This is a genomic window from Maridesulfovibrio frigidus DSM 17176 (genome assembly GCF_000711735.1).
In the GTDB taxonomy this organism is placed as follows: domain Bacteria; phylum Desulfobacterota; class Desulfovibrionia; order Desulfovibrionales; family Desulfovibrionaceae; genus Maridesulfovibrio; species Maridesulfovibrio frigidus.
The window spans coordinates 144463-167267 of record NZ_JONL01000004.1; the positions used below are offsets into that span (position 1 = coordinate 144463).

Consider the following 22805-nt stretch of genomic DNA (forward strand, 5'->3'; position numbering starts at 1 on the left):
AGGCATTCCCGGTTTTTCCCTATAATTTAAATTGAGAGAATATAAATGAAAAAAGTATTTTTGGTAGCTGGAGCGCGTCCTAATTTGATGAAAGTGGCCCCTATTTTTCGGGCCGCCCGCAATCTAGAATCCATTGAATGCGACATTGTTTATACTGGTCAGCATTACGACAGACAGATGTCTCAGGTCTTTTTTGAGGACCTTGATATTGATGAGCCAAAATTTAATATGGGCAAATCTACTGGCACTCACGCTGAGCAGACTGGCGCGATTATGATTTCATTTGAGCAGATGTGTATCGAACATAAGCCTGACCTTGTGGTGGTTGTGGGTGATGTTAATTCTACTCTTGCTTGCTCGATTACTGCGCGCAAACTTCATATTCCGGTTGCTCATGTTGAGGCTGGCCTTAGAAGTGGCGATCTGGATATGCCGGAAGAGATCAACCGCATGGTTACTGATTCGATTAGTAATTTGTTCTTTACTACTGAAGAACATGGTTATGAGAATTTACTGCGCGAAGGTAAGGATGAGGCGGCGGTCTTTCAGGTCGGTAATGTGATGATTGATAATTTGTTTTATAATGTTGGTCGCTTGGGCGATGAAGTTACAGCTGACTATCAATCTCGACCGCTTAAAGAAAAGCTTGGTAAGTATGTATTTTTGACCATGCACCGTCCTTCCAATGTGGATTGTAAGGATGTTTTGCAGCCTATTGTTTCTGCGCTTAATAAGATTTCAGAAAAGCTTCCAATTGTGTTCCCGATTCATCCTCGTACGGCTAAGATGATGGAAAAGTTCTCAATATCATTCTCGGAAAATGTGTATACTTTCCCGCCACTTTCATTTCGCGAATCTCTTTATTTGTGGAAAGATGCTCAGGTTGTAGTGACTGATAGCGGTGGCTTGCAGGAAGAGACTACTGCTCTTGGGGTGCCTTGCGTTACTATTCGCAAAAATACGGAGCGCCCTGTTACAGTTGAAAAGGGTACAAATGTTCTTGCTGGTGTTGCGGAAGATAATATTTTGCGCGAAGTGGATAAAGCGCTTGAAAAGACAGGTAATCCTGCTCCAAAAATACCCGGCTGGGATGGCCATGCGGCTGAACGTATTTGGAACATACTGATTGATTATATGAACGCGAAATAAAATTTAGGCTAAGCTAATTTTTTGTTGTTTCCCTTTAGACTCTGACATAGAACGGCGTACTTTTTATGTGCAGCCGCGATTCTTTGATTCGGTATGTTTTTGGTTTCCCTTCCATCTGCGGGAAGACAACTATACTCGAACTTTTTGGCGTATTTGAGACGCCTAATGCCGGAACTGTCAGCCTTGGCGGCGTAGTTATTAATGACCTGCCCCCTGAAAAACGCGCTGTTTATACAGTTTTCCAGAGCTACGCCCTTTATCCACATATGACCGTTTTCGACAACGTTGCCTTTGGCCTTAAGATTAAGAAGTAATCTGCGTCTGATATTAAGCAGGCCATTGGGGATATTTTTTTGCGTGGTTTCTGGCTCATGTCCATGGGGTTAATCTCCATGCCCGCGCAGATGCTCTATACTCGCGGAGCGGTGCTTTTGGGTCTTTGTTATACCTTGCTCCCATTTATGGTGCTGCCACTTTATTCATCCATTATAAAACTCGACAAAAGGCTGCTCGAGGCTGGGCGCGATCTTGGCGCAGGGCCGGTGCGAACCTTTTTAAGATCGCCTTGCCGCTTACTTTGCCCGGCATAGTGTCAGGTTCTATATTGGTTTTCAGTCCTGCTTTAGGTATGTTTTATATACCTTATATTCTTGGATGATCTAAACAGACACTTATCGGTAACTTTGTCAAATATAAATTTTTAGTGACCCGTGAATGGCCAGCCAGAGCTGCCGCAAGCGTGTTTTTAACTGCGCTTATGGCGTGCATGTTTTTCGTGAATATTCTAAGTCTGCGCAAGACGCGTAAGAGGACTTAATCATGAAAATTTTGCGCAATTTATGTGCATTTATGGTCTATCTTTTCCTTTATCTGCTATTGGCAGTGATGGTGGGATATTCGTTTAATTCTTCGAAAAATTCCATGAACTGGAAAGGTTTTACTACCAGTTGGCTGCTAATTTACGGCTGATGGAAACGGCGATGAATTCACTTTTGCTCGCCACGGTTGCCGCTACGATTGCAACTGTTTTAGGAACTGTCGCGGCCGTAATTATCACAAAAATGTTGCGGAGGCGCATAGGTTTATTTACTTCATTCTGCGCCCTGATGTGGCGGCTAAGATAGCCCTACAGCTTGGATATTCATCACCGAATGGTGAAGCCGTTAAATTGTTACCCGAAGCAATGCGCAAGAGTCAGATTTCATACCCCGATGATGAAACCCTTAAGCGCGGCGAGTTTGAAGTTGGACTTGGTGATGCTACACCATTATATGAAAAATACTGGGTAAAGCTCAAGACTGCCGAATAAATAATTATGGATTAGTTCTTTAACCATTATTGGGCGGTATAGTTGGCTTATGTGCGCAATAATGGTATATTCCTTGGTAACAAAACAATTGAAGGAGGAGCTATGCCCGCCCCTATACATACTGTTTGTTCCAAATGCCAAGCCATCAACAGGATTCAGTCTGCACGTCTTGGAGATAAGCCTACCTGTGGCAAGTGTGGTGGACTAGTGCTTAGTTCATCTCCCTTAGTCTTTACTGGTTCAAATTTTGATCGCTTCATTTCAAAAACAGAACTACCAATATTGGTCGATTTCTGGGCGCCTTGGTGCGGTCATTGTCGAACTATGGCACCCGCCTTTGAGCAGGCAGCGTTAGCGTTGTACCCTCATATATTGACCGCAAAAGTTAATACTGAAGAATTTAAATCACTGTCTGCCCGTTTTAGCGTTAGCTCATTACCTACTCTGGTTTTATTTAAGGGCGGCCGCGAAGTTAAGCGCGTGTCAGGCGGTATGTCTGCGCAGCAGATTACAAGCTGGGCAAAGCAGTTCGCGTAACTCTGTTGTTGAGCTTTCTCACCGTTGTATTATGTAGCTTTATGGAGAAAATATGATTCGTCCGGTTAAATATGTAGTTTTGTCCTTCCTGCTCATGATGATGGCTTTTTCAACTGTTTTTGCTTCTACCATGTTTCCTCTTGAGCCACCGGACACATCAAGTCCGCGCGCTACTCTAAATAGTTTTATCCATTATACTGATGAGTTATATAAGGCTGCAAATGAGCCTGATGAAGATTTCGCGCTTGAAGTAGAATATATGCAGAGAGCTGCACGTTGTTTTGATTTTAGCCTAGTTCCGCCTACTTTGCTTGATGATATCCGTGTCGAGTCTGTCTTGATGCTTCGCGAGGTGCTGGACAGGATTGATCTGCCGGATATGGATGATGTTCCGGATAAAAGAGATGTAAAAAGTTCAGGCGCGGTTTCGTGGCGCATGCCACATACAGAAATAAATATTAGCCAAGTTGCAAAAGGACCTAGAGTTGGTTCTTTCTTATTTAATTCTGAGACTGTGAATAGGCTGAACGAGTATTATAATGAAGTACGAGATTTGCCTTACAAAAACAGTGATCATGGTAAGGATTATTACGGTTTGTATGAGCAATATATTTATTCTTCAGGTTGGATGATACCGGATGGCTTTTTAAGCAAGCTGCCTGAGTGGTCAAAGCAAGGATATTTGGGACAGGCTATATGGCAGTGGATTGGTCTTATTTTGGTTCTTTTTTTTGGATCCCTCTGTTTATGGTTGATGTGGTTGATTAATGAGAGAGTAAAATGCTGGACTGCTGGTTGTTCGTGGGAAACCGGGCGTTTATTATTTCCGTTAGCAGGTATGTTTGTCTGTGCTTTTGTAGAGTATCTTATGAGTCGCCAGATCAATATTACTGGGCGGGTGCTGGCAGTTATGACCATGGGTTTTGAGCTATTCTTTTTTATGTTTTCCGGTATTGCCATAATTGTTGCTGGAAACGTTGTAATGCATGGTATTATAGCCACGGCAAAAATTAAGGAAGAGGCTCTTGATGCTGATGTGATTAAGCTTGTTGTAAGGCTTGTTTCATTTAGTCTTGTTTTCGTATTATGCTATAAAGCTGGAAGTTATTTCGGGATTCCAGTTACAGCTGTTTTCGCTTCTGCTGGTATCGCAGGTGTGGCTGTGGCCCTTGCTGCACGTGAAACTTTAGCCAATTTTTTTGGTGGAGTTTCTATCTTTCTCGACAGGCCGTTCAGAGCAGGTGACTATATTGTCCTTGATTCAGGTGAGCGGGGTGAGGTGAAGGCTGTAGGGATGAGATCCACCCGCATGCTGACCAGAGACAATATTTTAATCACAATTCCAAACTCGGTAATTACCAATGTTAAAATCACCAACCAGAGCATGCCGGAGCCGCACTTTCGGGTGCGTATTAAGGTTGGCGTTGCCTACGGCTCAGATGTTGATAAAGTAGAAGACATTCTTTTGGAAGTTGCCCGTTCTAATTCACTTGCTATCAGTAATCCCCCGCCGAAAGTGCGTTTTCGTTTATTTGGGGATTCTGCGCTGGAATACGAGTTGCGATGCTGGGCTGCAGAGCCGAAGGACAGAGGCAGGCTTACTCATGAGCTTAGTCGTGATATTTATAAGAAGTTTAATGAAGAAGGGATCAGCATACCTTTTCCACAGCGCGATGTGCATTTGCATAAGGTTGATGAATAGATGGATAGAGGAATCTGCTTACAAACAAAAAAAGTCCGGCATAAGCCGGACTTTTTTTGTTTAACATATGGAAAATAAATAAATTAGTATTCGATGATAGCGCCAGACCAGCTAAGTCCGATTCCGAAACCGAAGAGCATGATTTTGTCTCCGCGTTTAAGCTGTCCTCTTGCTTCTGCCCTTTTCATGGCAATGGGAATGGTTGAAGAGGTTGTGTTGCCTGTCTCTTCTAGATCAATGATCAGTTTGTCTTTGGGGATGGAAAGTTTTTTGCCGATCTCTTCAAGCACTTTGCGGCTTGCCTGATGGAAGACGAACAAATCAATGTCATCAAGAGTTATTCCCGCAGATTCAGTCAGCTTTATCATTTCGGGCGGTATTGTTTTTACTGTGAATTGGAGCACGTTGTAGCCGTCCATTATGAAATTTGGATTTGCAATGGGGGCGTCGGGGTCCTTTCCGGTCATTACGCTGATGCCGGTATTTTCACAGATAATGGATTTATTGCGGCTGCCGTCTGTACCGAATTGGAAAAACGGGGCGATCTCTGGTTTGTCTAGAATGGTTGCGCAAGCTCCGTCAGAAAAGAGCAAGTAAGCTTTGTTTGTTTCAGGGTCGATCACTTTTGAATAATTGTCGACAGTAACAAAGAGTACTCTTTTTGAAATATTTGCGGCCAGGTAGCCGTATGCAATGGAAAGACCGTAGCAATATCCACTACAGCCGAGACTCAAGTCAAAACACTTGGTACTAGAAGGCAGTCCCAGTTCGTGCTGAAGGCATGCAGATACGTGAGGCAGAAGGTTGTCCGGGGTCTGCGTGCAGACTATAAGCGTATCTGGAAGTTCTGATTCCGGAAGTGAAGCTATTGCCTTTTTCGCCGCAGTAAAAGCCAGCTGGAGCGTTGTTTCATCACTATCTGCATGATGAAGGAAGCGGACACCTGTTTTAGGCAGTGAATTGCGTACATGCCATTCAGGTTTGCTTTTATCTAACTCTAGGCAATCTACTGTGTTCTCTGGGATATAATATTCTATTGCATTGATAAGGGCAGTCATGATCTTTCCGTCGTTATTTATGTGTACCGCGATTAGGTGGTAGAACGACTGTTTTAGTCAGTTTTCAAAAGTGCATTGTATTTGGAGAGAAAATGGAAGATACATTCATATGCGTATTTAAACTCTCGTGTCACTAGTCACGGGTCTAATAACGATTATTCATGTGTGGCGCAAGTTAATAAAGGCTTGCTTATTTATTTTAATAAAAAAAATAAAAAGCTCGCTGAAGTTTTTTACAGCGAGCTTTTTATGAATATTTTATCTAGGAAAGTGTTCAGCTAGTTGTTGTCATTAATGATTTTAACTGCTTGTGGAAGAAACATGCTGAAAGTGTCATGAAGGCCAGCCATCAACTTGCCTGCATTATCACCTGTGTTTGCAAATCCTTTTTCCTGCTTGGAAGTGTAATTTTGGGAAAAAAGTAATTTGTTATCTTTAGTGACCATGCCGTCCAATTGAACTTTGTAATACATTTCCATCTGGCCCGGACGGTTGATGAGTACTTTATTGGCTATTCCGGTGACAATGAAGTTATCGCCTGCATCATCCATTGTTTCGAAGTACTCTGCATCGTACCCTTGGGACGTAAGCTGGCTGAGAACGGATTTAGCCATCCATGTACCTACATCTATTGAAGGTATATAATTGAATAATTTGCTTTGACCGAGCTGTGTGATGGGGTTGGTTTCTGTAAATTTTACCACTGCAATTTTTACTGTGCATGGAGGTATGTCCATTTTGATAGGAGTATAATCGAGCTGTAGAATAGTGTCCTTCATTTTCTTCTCAGCGGCAAAGCCTGAGGAAGGCATCATAAGCACTGCTACTGCAATAAGTAGAATGAATATTGATAGGGACTGTTTTTTCATGATTTCTCCTGTTTGTGTTCAATGTACATGCGATGATATTATATCGTTTTTCAAGATACTGGAACTTAGCTATTTTTGTCAAAGTTCTTTTCAATAAGGTGAAAAAATAATAGCGGCTTGAAATTGTGGTTTTAATTTTCATGATGGGCATGTAAATAACTCGGGTTGACCGAGGGCTGAGGGTAGACTATTTGCAGTAGCATCTCGATTCAGAGCAGCTATATAAAATTATGAATATGGCTAAAGGCAATATGGCTGCCTATTTTGAGGATGAAAAATTTTCAAATTGTTATGCTACTTCACCGTTGGTTAGTATTTCATAGTTCAGCCGCAAAAGTTATAGTTCGCTAATAGTTCCAAGAGAAATATTACCGCAGAATATATTTAAAGAAGGATCAGCAAAATGAAGACAGCAGTTTTAATTCCGTGCTTGAATGAAGAAGAAGCAATTACAAGCGTTGTCCGCGATTTTGCAAAGCAACTCCCGGGCTGTGAAATATACGTTTATGATAATGGTTCCACTGATAATACCATCGCAGTTGCAAAGGCTGCCGGAGCAATCGTTGCTTCTGAGAACCGACGCGGAAAGGGCAACGTAGTCAGCCGCATGTTTGCAGATATTGATGCAGATGTTTATGTTTTGGTTGATGGGGATGATACTTACGATGCTACCGCGGCTCCGGCTATGGTAGACAGGCTCCTAAGTAATAATCTTGATATGGTTGTCGGTATTCGTGATCATAAAGATGAAGACGAAGCATACCGTTCCGGTCATCAAGCAGGTAATGCCGTTTTTAATAAATTTCTGGGTGTAATCTTTGAAAAAACTTTCACAGATATCTTTTCGGGTTACCGCATATTTTCAAGGAGATTTGTAAAGTCCTTTCCTTGCCTCAGTCGCGGATTTGAGATTGAGATGGAAATGAGCATCCATTCCATTACCGCACGTCTGCCGGTGGAAGAAATGGTTACAACCTATGGCAAGCGTCCTGAGGGGAGCCATAGTAAGCTCAATACATATAGAGATGGTATGCGTATCTTTTTGACAATGTTGCGCTTATTTCGTCATATTTTCCCGCTAAAATTTTATGCAGGGATCGGCGGCGCATTTGCTTTACTTTCTCTTATTCTTGGACTTCCGATCGTAGGGGAGTGGATGTTGACGGGGCTTGTTCCCAAACTTCCTACAGCAGTGCTTGCAGCTTCTGTGGGTATAATTGCCTGTTTGTCGGTTGCAATAGGTATCATATTGGATTGTGTCAGCCGCGGACATATGGAGATGAGAAGGCTGGAATATTTGAATTTTACATCTCCGGCAGTAATATGCCGCGATTACTGTGCAAAAGAGAATGTTGATGGCGGATCAGTTGATAAGTAATCGATTTTTAAGATTTTGCTGTATCGGCGGGCTTGGTTTTGTCGTTGATGCGGGGATTACGTATGGGCTTGTTGCTCTCGGGGCACCGTCCCTTTGGGCAAGAATACCGGCAATATTGGTAGCGCTCACCGTATGTTACAGATTTCATCATGGTTTTACCTTCCGAAAAGAAGGGAAGGCTCCATGGCGTGGGTGGTATAAGTTTTTGATATCAAACGGAATTGGTAGTATCATTAACTATGGGAGTTATGCAGGAGTCTTACTCATTTGGCCTGGCTCACCCTTAATTATTCCACTGGCTGTAGGATCTTGTGTCGCTTTGGCGGCAAACTATGTGTTATCAGCTTGTTACGTTTTCAAGTGATAGCAATGAGTAGTGTAAGTCGTAGGATTTATGGAAAGGTCCGTCTGGACTTTGTTTAAACGGTGTGCTTATTTCGACGCTTTCAAAAAATAAACGGATCAGCCCGTTTTATGTTCGGTATTGAAGAGTGAAGATAAATTTTTTTTGATTTTATATAATTTCGAAAAGTGAGTTTTTGCGTAGTGAAAGATATAAGCACGATTAATCCTAAGCGAATTTTAGTATGCCAGTTACGTCAGATTGGTGACGTGGTATTGGCTACGCCTTCCGTGTCTTTGTTGCACAAAAAATATCCACATGCAGAAATTCATGTTTTTACTGAGGGAAAGTGTGCTGAGGTCTTTGAGAATAATCCAGCAGTACAGCATGTTTGGGTAATAGATAAAAAAAAACTAGCTAATCCATTAAAAGCCTTAGCTTTTTATAGAAAGGTAGGAAGGTCCGGCTACGATTTAGTCGTTGATTTTCAGCAACTGCCACGTTGCCGATGGATGCTTTTATTTAGCAATGCTTCTGTAAAACTTTCCTTTAAACCACCATGGTATAATCGTTTTTTGTATACCAATTGGCCCGACTTTATACCTGGCGGCTACGCTGCAAAATATAAAGCAGGAGTATTAAAGCCTCTTGGCATTGATTGGGATAATGAGAAGCCACAAATTTTTGTAAGTGATGAGGAACGCGCAGAGGGGCGTGATTGCCTGTCCTCACTAGGTGTTAGCGAGAGCGATACACTGGTTACAGTCGATCCTTCTCACAGAAGGGAGACAAGACGCTGGTCAGCCGAATCCTATGGCAAGCTTATCGCTCTGATTGCACAGGAAAGGGAAGGAGTTAAGTTCTTCCTGCTCTATGGTCCTGGCGAAAAGGATGTAGTGGAGAAGGTTAAATCTGTAGCAGATCTTGGCGAGCAGTGTGTCATGCTTGAAAAGCCAGGTTCACTCAGGCTAATGGCGGCTCTCATCGAAAGAGCTGTTTTACATATAGGAAACTGTTCCGCTCCGAGGCATTTTGCTGTAGGAGTCGGAACTCCAAGTATAACTCCCCCAGGATCATCAAGTAGTGCGTGGACTTTTCCTTCACCGGAACATGAAGAGGTTGTGCCTGAAGGTTTGGAGTGCCAGCCCTGCGGAAACGAAAAATGTGCCAGTGGCTTGATGAAATGTTTGAATGAGTTGAAGCCGGAAGTTGTGCTTGAACGTGTTCTGGAAAAGATTTAGAAGTTGTAGTTGTAGTTAATGGGGTGTCAGAGTCCGTTTTAATGGCAACAAATTTTTATTTGAGGAAATGAATGCCAGTATATAAAAAACAGGGCTCATATGGTTTATGAGTTTATCGTTAACCGAATTCTTAAGGGAGTTTGGCATCAATTTAAATGGGGCGTGTACAGTTTTACTGACCCTATTTTTTACCTGTTTTTATCTTTCGGGTTTGTTGGTCTGTATGTACCAAGCCCAGATTTAAAGCTTTCCCTTATGTGGCTTTTGGGTAAGGCTTTTATTGAAGAACTGTTTTTTAGGTTTCTCCTTCAAGAAGGCATAGATAGATATTTCCGGTATGGTTATAGAGTAGGCCCTTTGAGTCTGGCAAATGTTCTGGCCTCGTTAACATTTTCATGTATGCATCTCATCAACCAGCCGGCTAACTGGGCATTTCTTACTTTTATTCCTTCGCTTGCTTTTGGTTTTATATGGCAACGGTATCGTAGTGTTGTGCCAGGAACTATCATTCATTTTGCTTATAACGCGTTTTTATTTTATCAATTTATGTAGGAATTGTACTGGTAGAAATGACTGCTCTTGACTGAATTTTGCAAGTGTAGGATGATCGTAAAGTTATTTATGATTAAGGTCGATTGGATTCTAAGCTTACTCAGAAGCCAAATGGTCGTCTGAAATCCTTTTTTTTATAAAATATTCTTTCCGAATTTTATTTCGGTGGAGATTGTGACGCTGAATATGTTTAAAATTTTGAATAAAATATTTATTGCGCTGGTTATATCTTTCACTCTTCTTTCATCCGGAGCTTTTGCTCAGCCTGAAGGCGGAGAAGACGTGCATGCAAATTTAGAAAGCATCTCGCTCGTAGAGTTCATTAAGTTTGTCGGTCGTTATACCGGACGTAATATTGTATTCAACAAAGGTGCTTTACCTGCAACTCATGTGTCCATTTATGCTGGACAGTCTCTGACTGAACCAGAGCTTATGGCTGTTTTTCAGCAGGTTTTGTCAGGAGCCGGATTTTACGCAGTAACTAGAGATAATGTCACATATATTTTGCCTTTAAGGGATGCTAAACTTATTTCCCCGGACATTAAATCAAACCCTCAAGGTGGTTCCGGTGAAGAAATAGTCACATCTGTTTTTCAGCTTGCGGGGAAAATGTCCCCTGAGAAAGTCACTGAGCTTCTGAGGCCTTTTGTTTCGCAAATCGGGCAGGTTACAGCCGTTCCTATGGCTGATGCTGTGCTTGTTCGTGATCTCCAGTCAAATATTACTAAAATGCGGAAGCTTTTAGGGATTGTTCGCAAGGTCGGTGCGGGGCACTCAACGTCTATAATTGATTTGAAAAGAACAAATTCAAAATCAGTTTCCTCGAAATTAAATTCATTTTACAAGAAACTTTCTACTTCAGGAAAATCCGGAAATCCGCCGGTGATTGAGCCGATTGAATGGGCGAATAGTCTTCTGGTTTCAGGTAGCAGTGAACAATTAGCAACCATAAAAAGTCTCGTTTCGAAGCTTGATAAAGTTACTGAGTCATATTCGAAGTTAAAAGTTTACAAGTTATATAATATTGAGGCTGTTGTTGCCGGAGATGTGCTGAAAAGTCTCGTAGGCGGCGGTATTTCTGTAGGATCAGCGGATGGAAAAAGTAAAGGCACAGCTAAAGCCACAACAACTTCTTCAGGTAGTTCAGGTAGTTCAGGCAGTATTCAGGTGTCTGCTGATGCATCGACAAATACGTTGATAGTTATGGCTGATGCTGATCAAATGCCTCAAATTAATAGATTTGTTGAGCAATTGGATCAAGCACAAGACCAGGTTTATATTGAGGCTCTCGTTCTTGAGACCTCCTTAAATAATGCGAAAGAGTTTGGAGTAGAGTGGCAGGGAGCTGTTGAGACTGGTAGTGGAGTTTCAACCTTTGGCTATACCGCCTCTGATAGTAATTTGGCCTCTTATGCCGCTAGTCCAAGTACTGTTCCGGGTGGGTTTTCCATGGGGGTCCTAGGTGACCTCATTTCCTATGGAGGAAACAGTTACCCTTCTATTGCGGCTTTAGTAAACTTTACTAAATCAGCAGGTGATTTCAATCTTATTTCTGCACCTCAAATTATGACAATTGATAATTCTGAGGCTGAAATTTTTATTGGTGAAAACAGGCCATATAAAACTGGTGAAAGTACTTCCAGTAGCGGAGATTCTGTTGTGGCCACCTATGAGTATAAAGATGTTGGTATTAAGCTAAATATTACGCCGCATATCAATCGGGAAGAGGGCTTGGTAAAGCTCGAGGTTTATCAGACATATAATACGGTATCTACAGAAAGTACTTTGGAACTTCCTGTAACGAATGACCGTACAACGAGGACGACAGTCCTTTTGGCTGACGGATCTACTATGGTTATCGGCGGTTTGATTCAATCTGACAATACTAGAACCCAATCCGGTGTACCTTATCTTTCCGATCTGCCTTTGCTCGGGTGGCTGTTTAAAACTCAGTCAACGAGCGGAACCAAGAATACCCTTATGGTTTTTCTTTCCGCTCGTATTATAAAAACTACGGAGCAGCTTGAAGCCCTTAGCCAGGCAAAAATGGATAAGTATCGCAATCAGAGAACTAGATTTAATAGCTTCATAGAAAAAGAATTTAATACTTATAAAAAAGATGATGATAAGAATACCACCGACGAGGCATCCTCAACTCAGCCTGAAGGCTTATAGGTCATCAAATTGAGTAATTCTTACGATCTTAGCAAGGTTCCACGCGAAATTGTGGACCTTTTTCTGACTTTTCCGCAACGCAGTGAGTTTATTCCCGTGGAAGTCGGGGAGAATGAAATTAAAGTGTTGCTGCAAAATGAAGCATCTTTATCGATGGCGGATTTTATAGCATGGAAGGTTGGTAAAAGGGTTGTCACTGAAGTTGTGGATGAAGACGAGTTCTTTCCAATATTAGAACAGGCTTTGACTATCTGGGAAGAAGAAAGCTCGATTGAGTCGGATTCTGATGAAGAGAATGCTGGGGAGGATGGAGAAGATCTTTTAGGTTGGTCGCACGATGATGCTCCTATCGTTCGCCTTGTGAATAAGACAATGCATCAGGCAATTACCTCTGGTGCAAGTGATATTCATTTTGAAGGGCAAGGGACTGGTTTCGTGGTTCGTTACCGCCAAGATGGAGTTCTTAAGGCAGTTAAACGTCTTGATCGCGGGCTACAGGCTACTATTATTGCCCGTATTAAAGTCATGGGTGAGATGGATGTTGCTGAAAGCCGTATGCCACAAGATGGTAGAATTTTCATTAAGCTCGGTCAGAAAGAAGTCGATGTCCGTGTTTCTACAATTCCTACGATGAGCGGTGAAAAGGCTGTTCTTCGTATTCTTGATCGCTCTAAAAATATTTTGAATCTCGAAGATCTTGGTCTTAAAGGTAAAGATCTTGAGATTTTCAGAGGTGCTTTAGCCCAGCCTCACGGGATTGTTCTCGTAACAGGGCCAACCGGGTCTGGTAAAACAACCAGTCTCTATGCTGGACTTAGTGAGCTTCCGCGCGAAGACAAAAATATAGTCACGATTGAAGATCCTGTTGAATATCAACTTTCCGGCATAAATCAGGTTCAGGTCAATAAGGCTGCAGGGATGACCTTCGCTACTACGATTCGTTCTTTCCTCAGGCAGGACCCTGATATTATTCTGGTTGGTGAAATTCGAGATCAAGAAACCGCAAGTACTGCTGTTCAAGCCGCGCTAACCGGCCATCTTGTCCTTTCTACTTTGCATACAAATGATGCCGCAACAGCTGTAACCAGAATGCTTGATATGGGTATTGAACCCTTTTTGCTGGCTTCTTCTCTCTCGCTTGTTCTTGGGCAGAGACTTGTTAGGGTTAATTGTTCTCATTGCTCTAAAACTATTTCGGTTTCTGATCATACCGCGAAGCTCTTTGATGAATTTAATGGCCTGCCTACAACTCAGACTGCAGGTGAAGGCTGTGAGCATTGCAACTATACAGGTTTTAGCGGACGAAAAGGCGTATATGAAATGTTACCTGTAACAGAAGATATGCGCGGATTGATTATGGACGTTGTTTCTGCTGATAGAATCAAAGCCTATGCTAAGACGCAGGGTCTTGAGACAATGGTTGATCACGGCGTCCGTCTTGTTCGTGAAGGAGTGACTACTCTTGAAGAAGTTGCCCGAGTTACGAAGCAGTAATTTTTATTTGCTCTCACACATCTGACTTTTATCTAAGAAATATTTATATTGGAGTTGAACGCATCATGAGGCAGGAATTCAGAAAACCCGCGTGGTTGAACGATTGGAAAGTTTTTTTATTATTTTCTTTGATATCATTTGCTTTTGCATTTGGCCTCAGGTGCCTTGATTTGCCTAAGTGGGATAATCCCGAGTTTATGCTCAATGGCGAGTATATAATGGGAACTCATGATGCTTACTATTGGTTGGCTGGAGCAAAGGGGGTAGGGAGTGCTGTAGGTAACCCTATGTCCACTCTGGTCCATTTTCTCGGCAGCGTGACTGGCGCACAGTATGGCAATATTGCTTTCTGGCTGCCTGCTGTTTTTGCTGGTTTTTGCGCAATATCCGCTTTTGCATGGGGTATGCTCGTTGCCGGGCCTTGGGTTGGTCTGGTTAGTGCCATTTATGCTACTTCAATTCCTGCTTATTATTTCAGAACACGTCTTTCTTATTATGATACCGATGTAGTGACGCTTTTTTTCCCTCTAGTAATTTCTGTTTTACTTGCTAGGTGGGTAAGTCTGGGGATTCGAAAGTCATGGCTTCCTCAAAAGTCTGATGTGGCGCCGATCTCTGCTACAGTTTGGGATTATCTTGTCCCGATTGTCGCGGGAATGTTCACTTTTTATGGTAAGTTTTGGCATGCAGATGTTTTAACGTTCGGTTTGCTAGCTTCTCTCAGTGCATTTGGTTTAATTATTGTTTGCGGCTCAAAGCAAACTCGCTCTGAATTAATTAGAGGGATGATTTTATATGCATTGGTTGCTTTCATGGGTTTGATTGGTTTTGCGCTTGCTTTGGGATTGATATACTTTTATATTTGTACCTCTCTGAAAAAAAACCTTTTATATAATAATATTTTTTTTCTCACAGCAGTTTTTGTATCAGTTTTCATCTTGAGCGGTATGGGACAAAATTTGTTGTGGGAACTGTCAATCAAGTTCGCATCATATTTAAAACCTGTCGCAGGTAATGTTACCGGATTGTCTGGGCCACTATACCCGGGTATTGCTCAAAGTATTATTGAGGCTCAGAATATCAGTTTTGACGCACTCTTTGCAAATTTGACTGGTAGCCAAGCGTTAGGGTGGTTAGGTTTTGCGGGTTTCGGATTTGCTACGCTTCTTTCCCCTAGACTAATTTTCTTGATGCCATTTGCTATAATTACTTTTGCTGCTGTTACTATGGGCGGGCGGTTTTCAATGTTCGGTGGAGTGGCGCTTGGCATTGGGCTGAGTTTTGTGGCGCATTGGCTGATATGTAAATGGGTTAAAGCTACAAAGAATATATATTATTTGAGTGTTGCTCAAGCTGTTGTAATTATTTTTCTTTTATTTGTTAATGTCGGCGGGATGTACAAGAACGCCCCGGCCACACCTATTATGGGACCTGCTCATGCTGAAGCGTTGCTTAAAGCTGGCAAGTTTATAGAAAAAGGCAGTACGGTCTGGACATGGTGGGATTGGGGTTATGCGACTATGTATTATACAGGCGCCGAATCCTTTGCCAACGGTGGCCATCATGGTGGTCCGGTGCTCTTTCCTTTAGGATTATCTTATGCAGCTTCATCTTTTATGCATTCTAATCAACTTATCAATTTTAGTGCAGTAAATGGCAATAGCCCTTCTGCCGCATGGGATAAAATGAGCCCCGTTGAAGTTGAAAAGTTGATTCGTTCTTTCGGAACGATTAAATATAAATTTTCTAAGGCCCCGAAGCAGTACATGGTCGTGAGCTGGGCTAATCTTAGATTAGCATATTGGATTCTTTATTATGGTTCTTGGAATGTTCAAACTGGTAGCGGAGTCCATCCAAATGTGCGCCCTATCATGAAACAGTTTGATCTTGATTTTGAGAAGGGAGTGTTGACAATTCAGGGCGAGCGTCCTCTCCAGCTTAGCTCGTATGATATGTTAGAGCCGACTCAGAGAGTGACTAAGCGGATTTCTACTTCAGCTGGGCCTCATTTGTTGTATAACCAAGCTGTGGGACAGGGTTTTATTGTTGATGAGTTTGCTTATTCCAGTATGCTGGTAAGGCTGTTAATTGATAATCCTCAGGAATCGAGTTTATCTGCAAATTTTAAACTTGTTTACGAAGGGTTTCCCCTAGTTAGAATTTACGAAGTTTTGTGAATTATTTAATGCATAAACAAGTTGAACAGTAATGGATTTAAGTGTATAGTGTTTTCGTATTGATTGATAATACCTTGAAAACATTGGGTTTTCAGGGGTTATCCTTTTTTTAACTCAACTCAAGGAGATCTTTTCATTATGAAAAAGATTACAGTTCTCTTTACAGTATTGCTGATGCTGGCAGCTTCCAGCGCATTTGCTATTACAGTAGAAGCTCCTGCTGGTTTGGTGAATTCTACCAAATTTTTCGCAGGTTTCTATTCCAACACCACTGCTAATAAATACGTAGCTAAAGATCAGGCTACTAACGCAACAATGATGGTGTTTAACTCTTCTGCCAATGGATTCTACTCCAACGGAACACAGACATCTGCTAACACTTACAGCATTGCAAGTGATGATCAGAACGCACTTTACGGTAACTGTACTATCCAGATCTGGAACGGTACTGCTTGGAAAAGCACTGTTACTAACGGAACAATGAGAAGCCAAGATATTGGTGGTGGTTTAAACGCTACTCACTCTTGGCAGACTGCTCAGACTTTCGGTAACATTAAAGGCGTTCTAACCATGGGTCCTCAGGGTAACGCAACTAACGCTACTACTTTCTTTGCACACACTGCAGGTCACTCCTTCTTGGTTGGTATTGCTAACCAGACTGCAAACGCAACAAACACCGGCGCAAGCCCAGTTGTTGACATGTACGGTAACATGAATGGTACAACCATGTCTGTTCTTTACAATAACGGAACAATTGGCGGAACAGTATGGAGTAACACTTGGGACTACTATGCTTACGGCATGGACGGAACCTCCGCACAGCCTGTAGTTATGATTGGTGAAGTTGTACTTGGTACTGCTGGAACTAATGATAACGCTCAGGTTAAGTACTCTATTGTTGAAGCAGGTGCTAGATCTCACGTAACTACTGCAGTTACTTACAACGCTACATCCGCTAGCAATGGCAACACTTTCCAGCTTCTACGTACAGCTGGTGAGCCTCTCATGACTAACGGTACTGTAAATGCAGACCGTAACCTCATTTGTGGTTATGTTATCACTGAAGACAGCGACGGCGACAAGCTTTTCGTAGTTATGGTTAAATCCGGTACTACTCTTGCTACTGCTGACCTGACAAACCGTGCTTTCAAAATGGTTTACTCTGGTGCTTACGATGCAACTAAAGCTCTTGGTAACGCAACCGCTGGTATGATGGCTTACTCTGTTGATGGTAATAGAAACATCGACGGTGATATGACTTACTTCAACGGTACTGTTGATACTCAGGCAGTTTCACTTTCAGGATTCAGCCTTGCTCTTGCTAATACTAACGTATTCGCAACAACTCAGTCTAACATGACTATCTACGGAACTGACGGTTCTACTGTAGCTGGTAGCTTCTACGGTAAGCAGGCTGCTGACAAGACAATGTCTGTTGGTATCTACGAAGGCGAAAACACTGGCGAAACTGGGTACAACCTTGCTTTCATCATTCCTAACCCAGCATCTACTGCTGCAATCACAGCAGCTGGCGCAAATTACCAGAACAACAGCACATTGACTCTCAAGGGCCTTATCTTGAACTCAACTGCTTACTCTCAGGTTGCTCTCCGCACACAGTGGACAGGCATTCCTTCTAACTTCACTCCTCTGACTGACGTAAAGGGCTTCAACGCAACTTACACAGCTTCTCAGAAAGGTGATGTATACTACACATTCCAGTACCAGTTCACTGGTGTTGGTGACAAAGTTGAGAACCTTCGTCTCTACAAGGTATTCCCAACTTCCGCTAAGACTGTTCGTTCTTACAACTACGCATCTGCTCCTTCCACAAGCTCTGATGGCGCATGGTGGATTTCCACAGCAACTGCTGATGGTTACTTGAACAACAATTCTGTTCTTGCTCCAGGCGTAGAATACTACGTAAACTACGTAGTAAAAGACAACGGTAACTACGACTACAAGACCACTTCTAAAGAAATTGGTGATCCTGTAGTTCTCGGTAGCGTACCAACAACTAGCTCTTCTAGCTCATCCGGTTGTGTATTCAACCCAGCAGCTAGCTTCGGTCTAGAATGGTTGTTACTGATGCTTGCTCCAATGGTTGCTATCGTTCGTAGCCGCTTCAAGAAGTAATTTGAAGTAGCTTTGAATTGCTAGCAGATCATCAGGATCTATAGCTAATATTGAGGAGTTAACCGAAAGGTTAGCTCCTCTTTTTTTATGGTTTATTTCAAAGGTGAATTTACTTCTAGGAAGTTAAAAAGCGCAGATAAAAAACGTAAGAAATATATTTTTTTTGAAAAATAAAAAACAACATGATTTTAGCTTGTTATAGAAAATTAGCATTTTTTTGAGATCGAATAAATGGTTGCTCTGAACCTATGAACGTTTTAGGTTGGATTCTTGTGTTGCTATGAAGCCGTATGTTAATTTGGAATTATTTAATTGAAATTAGATTTTAATTTAGGAATAAGGATAAAGTTATGAAAACCATTAAAGTCGGTGTTGTCGGTTTAGGATGGATGGGAAAAGTTCATCTCCGCAACTATTTTGAAATGCCTTTTGTTGAAGTTGTTGGGGTTGTTGACCTCGATCAGAGTTTACTGGATGAAGTTAATGAGCTTTATGGTGTAGCAGGATATACTGATCTTGAGCAGTTGCTTGAAAACGATCTTGATGCTGTTAGTATCTGTGTGCCAACAACTTTACACCATGCTGTCGGCAAAAAAGTAATTGAAAATAATGTTGCTCTTATTATTGAGAAACCTTTGGCTGCAACAGCTGCTGAAGGGCAGGAATTAGTTGATATGGCTGCCGAGAAGGGACTTCACCTCATGGTCGGTCACGTTGAGCGTTTTAATCCTGCTGTTCAGAGAGTTAAAAGCCTTATGTCTGATGGTGTTGAACCAATTTCTATTCAGATTGAGCGTGTGGGGCCATACCCTCCACGTATTCAGGATGTGGGTGTTATTAAAGATCTCGCGTCACATGATATTGATCTGTTAAGGTTTTTGTCTGATTCCGATTTAAAAGATGTGTTCTCAGTAACATCGTCTACTCGCGGCGGTCACGAAGACAATGCCCTCATCACAGCTGAAACTGAGAGTGGAATTCTGTGTAATATTAACACAAACTGGGTTACTCCTTATAAGTCACGCAAGATTCGTGTCGCTGCCAAAACCAAATTTATAGAAGCGAACTTGATTACTCAGGAAGTAAAAGAATACAGTGAATTTTCTACTTATGATCAAAGCTTCAGTGTTAGAGAATGGCCTCTTATTTTCCGTGAACCTGTGAAAGAAGAGCTTAAGCAGTTCATTGATGCTATCCGTACCGGCGGTAAGGTAGCAATCAGCGGTGAAGATGGTTTAGAAGTTTTGAAAACAATTGAGAAGATTTTAGAAAAATAATTCGTGATGAGTCTCTATGAATCAGGTCTCCAGTTAGAAACTGGGGACCTGATTTCTTTTTTAATTAGAACCATCAAGCATCTTACGGAGAACTGATGGATTATATTGAAGATTACGATTATTTACAGAACTGGGTTTGCAAAATAAGGTTTATGCTCGAAAAGATGAAAAGCATTGCATCTGAAAGTAGTGGTAAATGTTTTTTCACCATAGGTAATACGACCAAGCAGACTGACGGATTACGCCCTTATACTACACCTATTAGAAAAGTTTCTAATGGAGTGGTATGCGGTGTTGTCGTTTTTACACAAACACAAGGTATCCTAGCTGCATCTATCGTAGATAAATTTGTGGATAGCGTAATTGTTGACGCTGAAAAGAAGTTACCTTTGTTACTAGGTCTTGATCCCAAGCCTTTTATAAATGCCGGCTTGCCGGTCCCCGATCTTGCGAATAAAAATAATGACGAGCTTTGTCCTGAGACTTGGAATTTGAGTTCAGCATGTTTCGGAGCGGTTAATAATGCTGATTGTTTCGAATATAAATCAAATGATATGACTGTTGAAGGGCTGTGGTATTATTTGGCTTCAAGCATGAAAGGTCTAAGTGGTCGCAATGTAGCCATTATTGGTGGTGGTAATATAGGCTTTAAATTAGCTATCAAGCTCGTTGAAAGCGGCTGTAATGTTCAATTTGTACGCAGAGACAAAAGTAAAGGCCAAGCCTTGGTAGAAGCTATAAATATTATTAAACCTCCTGCTACAAAGGCTACAGTCCTTTACAATGACGATCCTGTAGCCGCTTCAACAGACAGTGATGCCATTATCGGGTGCACCAACGGAAAGATAGCAATCACATCAGATATGGTTCGTAGGATGATGCCAGGAGGGCTTCTTGTGGATGTTGGTAAAGGCAGCATTTCTTCGGAAGGAGTAAATATTGCTCTTGAAATGGGCGTAAACGTGCTGCGTTATGATGTCACATCTGCAATAGATGGCATGATTGCTACTGTTGAAAGCAACTGCGAGACATCAGTGAAGATGGGGCGTAAGGCTTTAGCAGATGGTATCGTACTGGTTTCTGGCGGTTATTTGGGTGCTGAAGGAGATATGGTTGTGGACGATTTCCGCAAACCTGAGCAGATTTTCGGTATTTGCGATGGGCATGGCGATTTTAAGCAAACAATAAGTTCTTCTGAGGAGCTGGCTTTATCTAAAGTTAGACAGCAATTTGGGATAGAAGGAGCTTAGTTGCTGATCATCTCAGATGACCAGCAGTTGGCATTTACCTTTCTAACGTACTTGATAACTAATTTCGTTAGAAAGGTCGTATTAATTTGATGTAATAAGATTTTTATTTTTTATGAACTGGATACAGGATACCATTTTTTTTTTGAAAAAAAGCGGTAAGCATAAGCGGTTTTACAATCTTGCTCAGTACAAAGTGTTTAAGTTTGCAATCGTCGCGATACCAGAATTTACCCTTCTTAGCTAAATCTAACATTGCCTGCAGGTGGTTATCCAGAGTGGATACGTAAAGAAGAAGCTCACTGCCATCAAATTTATAAATGGATGGACTAGCTGCCGTTCCGCTAAGCATTTCTTTTGAATATTTACCTTCATAGGCTGCGAAAGTATCAGTTACAGTGAACGGTAGTAGTTTTACTTCATCTTCCAGCTTAACTCTGCACATGACGGGGTTTTCGAGGTCATTGAACCCTGGGTCAGATGGTTTCATAAACTGTTCTACATAATGAAAGCTGATTGACGTAGGGGCCGTACCTATAGAAATTTCCTTTGTTTTAAGCTCATAGAGTCGTGCGAACGGCGATTGAGGACCATAACACTCCGCAGATTTATGATGATCTTTTACTATCCACTCTGCTTTCTTCCCGTATGCTACAATTGAATGGGTAGGGTGAATACTGCGTTTTACACCAGGAGTCCTTCTAAACATTTCACTTACTAAATTTAACTGGTCAGTTGACATCTTAGGATCAAAGATTTGATTTTCAGCTAAAAATAAGATTGGACTTTTATTGAATGTGTAAGAAGACATTACAATATTACCGTCCGGGCTGAAGTAATCGAACAAGAAATCGAAGTATGCTTTAACACCACCCTCAAAAGCCTGAGCTGCACTAAGAGAAATTCGTATAAAGATAGTCTCGTCCGGTTTAATACCAGCGTTTACGAATTGATTTCTTAATTCAGAAATAGGAATAGTATTAGGGGTATATTCTAAGTTGTAACCCATGCTTCTTTTCCAGCGAAGTCTTCTTTGAGCTCTTTTTTTGCGATAGGGTGCATACTTTTCATATGCCATTGCAACCAGCTTTCTATAAATAGTAAGGATCATTTAGTTATTATTCCAAAATCTTGTATGTTGATGTTAAAACGTAGACTGAACAACTTGATACGTAAGTCATTTCTTTTACTGAATCTTAAGAAATGACTGCTGTCCCTATTTATCGAAGTTTGACTGTATTGTTGCGTTAGGGGATGAGGTGGTAGGATTCATCGGTGTAAAGAATCGTCTGTCAAAAAGGACGTTAAAAGGGCGTATCACACGTTTAATATAAGGTTTCCAGTGCTGAGGTATCTGCATTTTGAGCCAAGTGATAATTTTTCTCTTCAAGGATGGAACTGGGGCGTAGTCTTCGCCTGTTTCGGCACAGTCCCAAATGTGAGCGTAGTCACTTTGCTGAGGTGAAGTTTCAAAAATATTTTTCTTGGAAATTCTCTTAGCTTTGATCATTAAGTAAACAGGGTTGCTGTTATCTAAGTATACTCTTCCTTGAACAGATTTAGGACTGGCAACAGAAAACCAAGCTTTTTGACCAGGAATATATGCAATCATACTTTCAAGTTCAAAGCCGTTTTCTTTAGTAAAAATACTGTAATAAAGTTCCGGGCTGAACTGATAAAACCCGTGCCCCAGATAATTGTTAGCCGGTGTTGAACCAAGAAAATATCCTCCTACTTCAACCATCTCCATGCAGTTTTTAATGCCTACTGGAAAGTTGAAAACGTGCTCGAGGGAGCCACCATCAAATACCATAGAATACTTTTCTTTGAGATGTTCAGGGAGCGGTTCGTTCATATCGTGGATATGAGTAGCATTTTCATAAGAAGAGTTATCATATGACTCAACGCTGTCTGCACCAATTGATTTAAAGAAAGAATCCGCAAATCCATCTTCGGATTTGAATATATGATCGGTTGCAAAGTCGCTACTGGAGTATCCAAATTCTTCGAGGCTTTTTTTGAAAATATAAGGTGATAAAGCTAAATTCTGTCTGCCAATTGTAGCTGATCTCGTAAAATCTACACCATTGTTAAAAGCGTGAAGCATGAAGCGCACGCCGTTCATATCTAGTCCCATTTTATCTCTCCTGCATATTTTGTA

At 41.6% G+C, this 22805-nt stretch carries 19 protein-coding genes and 1 pseudogene; 16 read left to right on the forward strand and 4 right to left on the reverse strand.

Translation table 11 applies throughout. The features are described 5' to 3' along the window. Nucleotides 1-45 precede the first annotated feature (45 nt). The 6 genes and pseudogenes from wecB to BR06_RS0109925 all read left to right on the forward strand — a co-directional run bounded on the left by wecB (nucleotide 46) and on the right by BR06_RS0109925 (nucleotide 4697). Complete coding sequence (gene wecB, locus BR06_RS0109895) at nucleotides 46-1149, forward strand: non-hydrolyzing UDP-N-acetylglucosamine 2-epimerase (RefSeq protein WP_031482496.1); 1104 nt, start codon at nucleotides 46-48, stop codon at nucleotides 1147-1149. 107 nt (nucleotides 1150-1256) lie between these two features. Next, nucleotides 1257-1460: pseudogene (locus BR06_RS0109900) on the forward strand (ATP-binding cassette domain-containing protein); the annotation flags it as partial. Nucleotides 1461-1502: 42 nt separating this feature from the next. Continuing rightward, nucleotides 1503-1739, forward strand: a complete 237-nt coding sequence (locus BR06_RS19705; protein ID WP_156952698.1) for an ABC transporter permease — start codon at nucleotides 1503-1505, stop codon at nucleotides 1737-1739. Between the two features lie 518 nt (nucleotides 1740-2257). After that, nucleotides 2258-2458 (forward strand): hypothetical protein, encoded by a 201-nt coding sequence (locus BR06_RS0109915; RefSeq protein WP_031482500.1) that lies wholly within the window; start codon nucleotides 2258-2260, stop codon nucleotides 2456-2458. A gap of 102 nt (nucleotides 2459-2560) precedes the next feature. Then, nucleotides 2561-2995 carry a thioredoxin TrxC gene (gene trxC, locus BR06_RS0109920; protein ID WP_031482502.1) on the forward strand — a complete coding sequence of 145 codons (435 nt, stop codon included), beginning with the start codon at nucleotides 2561-2563 and terminating at the stop codon, nucleotides 2993-2995. Nucleotides 2996-3047: 52 nt separating this feature from the next. Next, nucleotides 3048-4697 (forward strand): mechanosensitive ion channel family protein, encoded by a 1650-nt coding sequence (locus BR06_RS0109925; protein ID WP_051676997.1) that lies wholly within the window; start codon nucleotides 3048-3050, stop codon nucleotides 4695-4697. Between the two features lie 83 nt (nucleotides 4698-4780). On the opposite strand, the gene BR06_RS0109930 is transcribed toward BR06_RS0109925, so the two are convergent. Further along, the gene (locus BR06_RS0109930) at nucleotides 4781-5755 is read right to left on the reverse strand and encodes a ketoacyl-ACP synthase III (protein WP_031482506.1); all 975 of its coding nucleotides are present in this window, start codon (nucleotides 5753-5755) and stop codon (nucleotides 4781-4783) included. A gap of 278 nt (nucleotides 5756-6033) precedes the next feature. Then, nucleotides 6034-6624 carry a hypothetical protein gene (locus BR06_RS0109940; RefSeq protein ID WP_031482508.1) on the reverse strand — a complete coding sequence of 197 codons (591 nt, stop codon included), beginning with the start codon at nucleotides 6622-6624 and terminating at the stop codon, nucleotides 6034-6036. A gap of 403 nt (nucleotides 6625-7027) precedes the next feature. Between BR06_RS0109940 and BR06_RS0109945 the strand changes: the two genes are divergently transcribed. The 10 genes from BR06_RS0109945 (at nucleotide 7028) to BR06_RS0109995 (ending at nucleotide 20647) form a co-directional block, all read left to right on the forward strand. Beyond that, the gene (locus tag BR06_RS0109945; RefSeq protein ID WP_034602983.1) at nucleotides 7028-8002 is read left to right on the forward strand and encodes a glycosyltransferase family 2 protein; all 975 of its coding nucleotides are present in this window, start codon (nucleotides 7028-7030) and stop codon (nucleotides 8000-8002) included. Further along, on the forward strand, nucleotides 7980-8366 hold the full coding sequence (locus tag BR06_RS0109950; RefSeq protein ID WP_031482512.1) for a GtrA family protein: 387 nt from the start codon (nucleotides 7980-7982) through the stop codon (nucleotides 8364-8366). Before BR06_RS0109945 ends, BR06_RS0109950 begins: the two co-directional genes overlap by 23 nt. Before the next feature lie 182 nt (nucleotides 8367-8548). Continuing rightward, nucleotides 8549-9586: a glycosyltransferase family 9 protein gene (locus tag BR06_RS0109955; protein WP_031482514.1), complete on the forward strand. Its 1038-nt coding sequence runs from the start codon at nucleotides 8549-8551 to the stop codon at nucleotides 9584-9586. A 99-nt stretch (nucleotides 9587-9685) separates the two neighbouring features. Beyond that, the gene (mrtJ, locus tag BR06_RS0109960; RefSeq protein WP_031482516.1) at nucleotides 9686-10138 is read left to right on the forward strand and encodes a JDVT-CTERM system glutamic-type intramembrane protease MrtJ; all 453 of its coding nucleotides are present in this window, start codon (nucleotides 9686-9688) and stop codon (nucleotides 10136-10138) included. 186 nt (nucleotides 10139-10324) lie between these two features. Then, nucleotides 10325-12313: a type II secretion system secretin GspD gene (gene gspD, locus BR06_RS0109965; protein ID WP_031482518.1), complete on the forward strand. Its 1989-nt coding sequence runs from the start codon at nucleotides 10325-10327 to the stop codon at nucleotides 12311-12313. Between the two features lie 9 nt (nucleotides 12314-12322). Then, on the forward strand, nucleotides 12323-13807 hold the full coding sequence (locus tag BR06_RS0109970) for a GspE/PulE family protein (protein WP_051676998.1): 1485 nt from the start codon (nucleotides 12323-12325) through the stop codon (nucleotides 13805-13807). A 170-nt stretch (nucleotides 13808-13977) separates the two neighbouring features. After that, on the forward strand, nucleotides 13978-15984 hold the full coding sequence (locus BR06_RS0109975) for an STT3 domain-containing protein (RefSeq protein ID WP_156952700.1): 2007 nt from the start codon (nucleotides 13978-13980) through the stop codon (nucleotides 15982-15984). A 138-nt stretch (nucleotides 15985-16122) separates the two neighbouring features. Beyond that, entirely contained in the window at nucleotides 16123-18120 is a 1998-nt protein-coding gene (locus BR06_RS0109980; RefSeq protein WP_031482524.1) for a hypothetical protein, read from the forward strand. Between the two features lie 350 nt (nucleotides 18121-18470). Continuing rightward, a complete protein-coding gene (locus tag BR06_RS0109990; RefSeq protein ID WP_031482526.1) occupies nucleotides 18471-19397 on the forward strand; it encodes a Gfo/Idh/MocA family protein in 927 nt (308 codons plus the stop codon). A 95-nt stretch (nucleotides 19398-19492) separates the two neighbouring features. Next, a complete protein-coding gene (locus BR06_RS0109995) occupies nucleotides 19493-20647 on the forward strand; it encodes an NAD(P)-binding domain-containing protein (protein ID WP_031482528.1) in 1155 nt (384 codons plus the stop codon). A gap of 103 nt (nucleotides 20648-20750) precedes the next feature. Here the strand turns inward: BR06_RS0109995 and BR06_RS19710 are convergent, their stop codons facing one another. Both BR06_RS19710 and BR06_RS19715 read right to left on the reverse strand, forming a co-directional pair. Further along, nucleotides 20751-21755 carry an AAC(3) family N-acetyltransferase gene (locus BR06_RS19710; protein WP_031482530.1) on the reverse strand — a complete coding sequence of 335 codons (1005 nt, stop codon included), beginning with the start codon at nucleotides 21753-21755 and terminating at the stop codon, nucleotides 20751-20753. 105 nt (nucleotides 21756-21860) lie between these two features. Further along, nucleotides 21861-22781 carry a hypothetical protein gene (locus BR06_RS19715; protein WP_051676999.1) on the reverse strand — a complete coding sequence of 307 codons (921 nt, stop codon included), beginning with the start codon at nucleotides 22779-22781 and terminating at the stop codon, nucleotides 21861-21863. Between the last annotated feature and the right edge of the window lie 24 nt (nucleotides 22782-22805).

Bases quoted from the DNA above. Each gene is read 5' to 3' on its own strand.
- wecB (WP_031482496.1), top strand. From the start codon at position 46: ATGAAAAAAGTATTTTTGGTAGCTGGAGCGCGTCCTAATTTGATGAAA.
- trxC (WP_031482502.1), top strand. From the start codon at position 2,561: ATGCCCGCCCCTATACATACTGTTTGTTCCAAATGCCAAGCCATCAAC.
- BR06_RS0109925 (WP_051676997.1), top strand. From the start codon at position 3,048: ATGATTCGTCCGGTTAAATATGTAGTTTTGTCCTTCCTGCTCATGATG.
- BR06_RS0109930 (WP_031482506.1), bottom strand. From the start codon at position 5,755: ATGACTGCCCTTATCAATGCAATAGAATATTATATCCCAGAGAACACA.
- BR06_RS0109940 (WP_031482508.1), bottom strand. From the start codon at position 6,624: ATGAAAAAACAGTCCCTATCAATATTCATTCTACTTATTGCAGTAGCA.
- BR06_RS0109945 (WP_034602983.1), top strand. From the start codon at position 7,028: ATGAAGACAGCAGTTTTAATTCCGTGCTTGAATGAAGAAGAAGCAATT.
- BR06_RS0109950 (WP_031482512.1), top strand. From the start codon at position 7,980: ATGGCGGATCAGTTGATAAGTAATCGATTTTTAAGATTTTGCTGTATC.
- mrtJ (WP_031482516.1), top strand. From the start codon at position 9,686: ATGGTTTATGAGTTTATCGTTAACCGAATTCTTAAGGGAGTTTGGCAT.
- gspD (WP_031482518.1), top strand. From the start codon at position 10,325: ATGTTTAAAATTTTGAATAAAATATTTATTGCGCTGGTTATATCTTTC.
- BR06_RS0109980 (WP_031482524.1), top strand. From the start codon at position 16,123: ATGAAAAAGATTACAGTTCTCTTTACAGTATTGCTGATGCTGGCAGCT.
- BR06_RS0109990 (WP_031482526.1), top strand. From the start codon at position 18,471: ATGAAAACCATTAAAGTCGGTGTTGTCGGTTTAGGATGGATGGGAAAA.
- BR06_RS0109995 (WP_031482528.1), top strand. From the start codon at position 19,493: ATGGATTATATTGAAGATTACGATTATTTACAGAACTGGGTTTGCAAA.
- BR06_RS19710 (WP_031482530.1), bottom strand. From the start codon at position 21,755: ATGATCCTTACTATTTATAGAAAGCTGGTTGCAATGGCATATGAAAAG.
- BR06_RS19715 (WP_051676999.1), bottom strand. From the start codon at position 22,781: ATGGGACTAGATATGAACGGCGTGCGCTTCATGCTTCACGCTTTTAAC.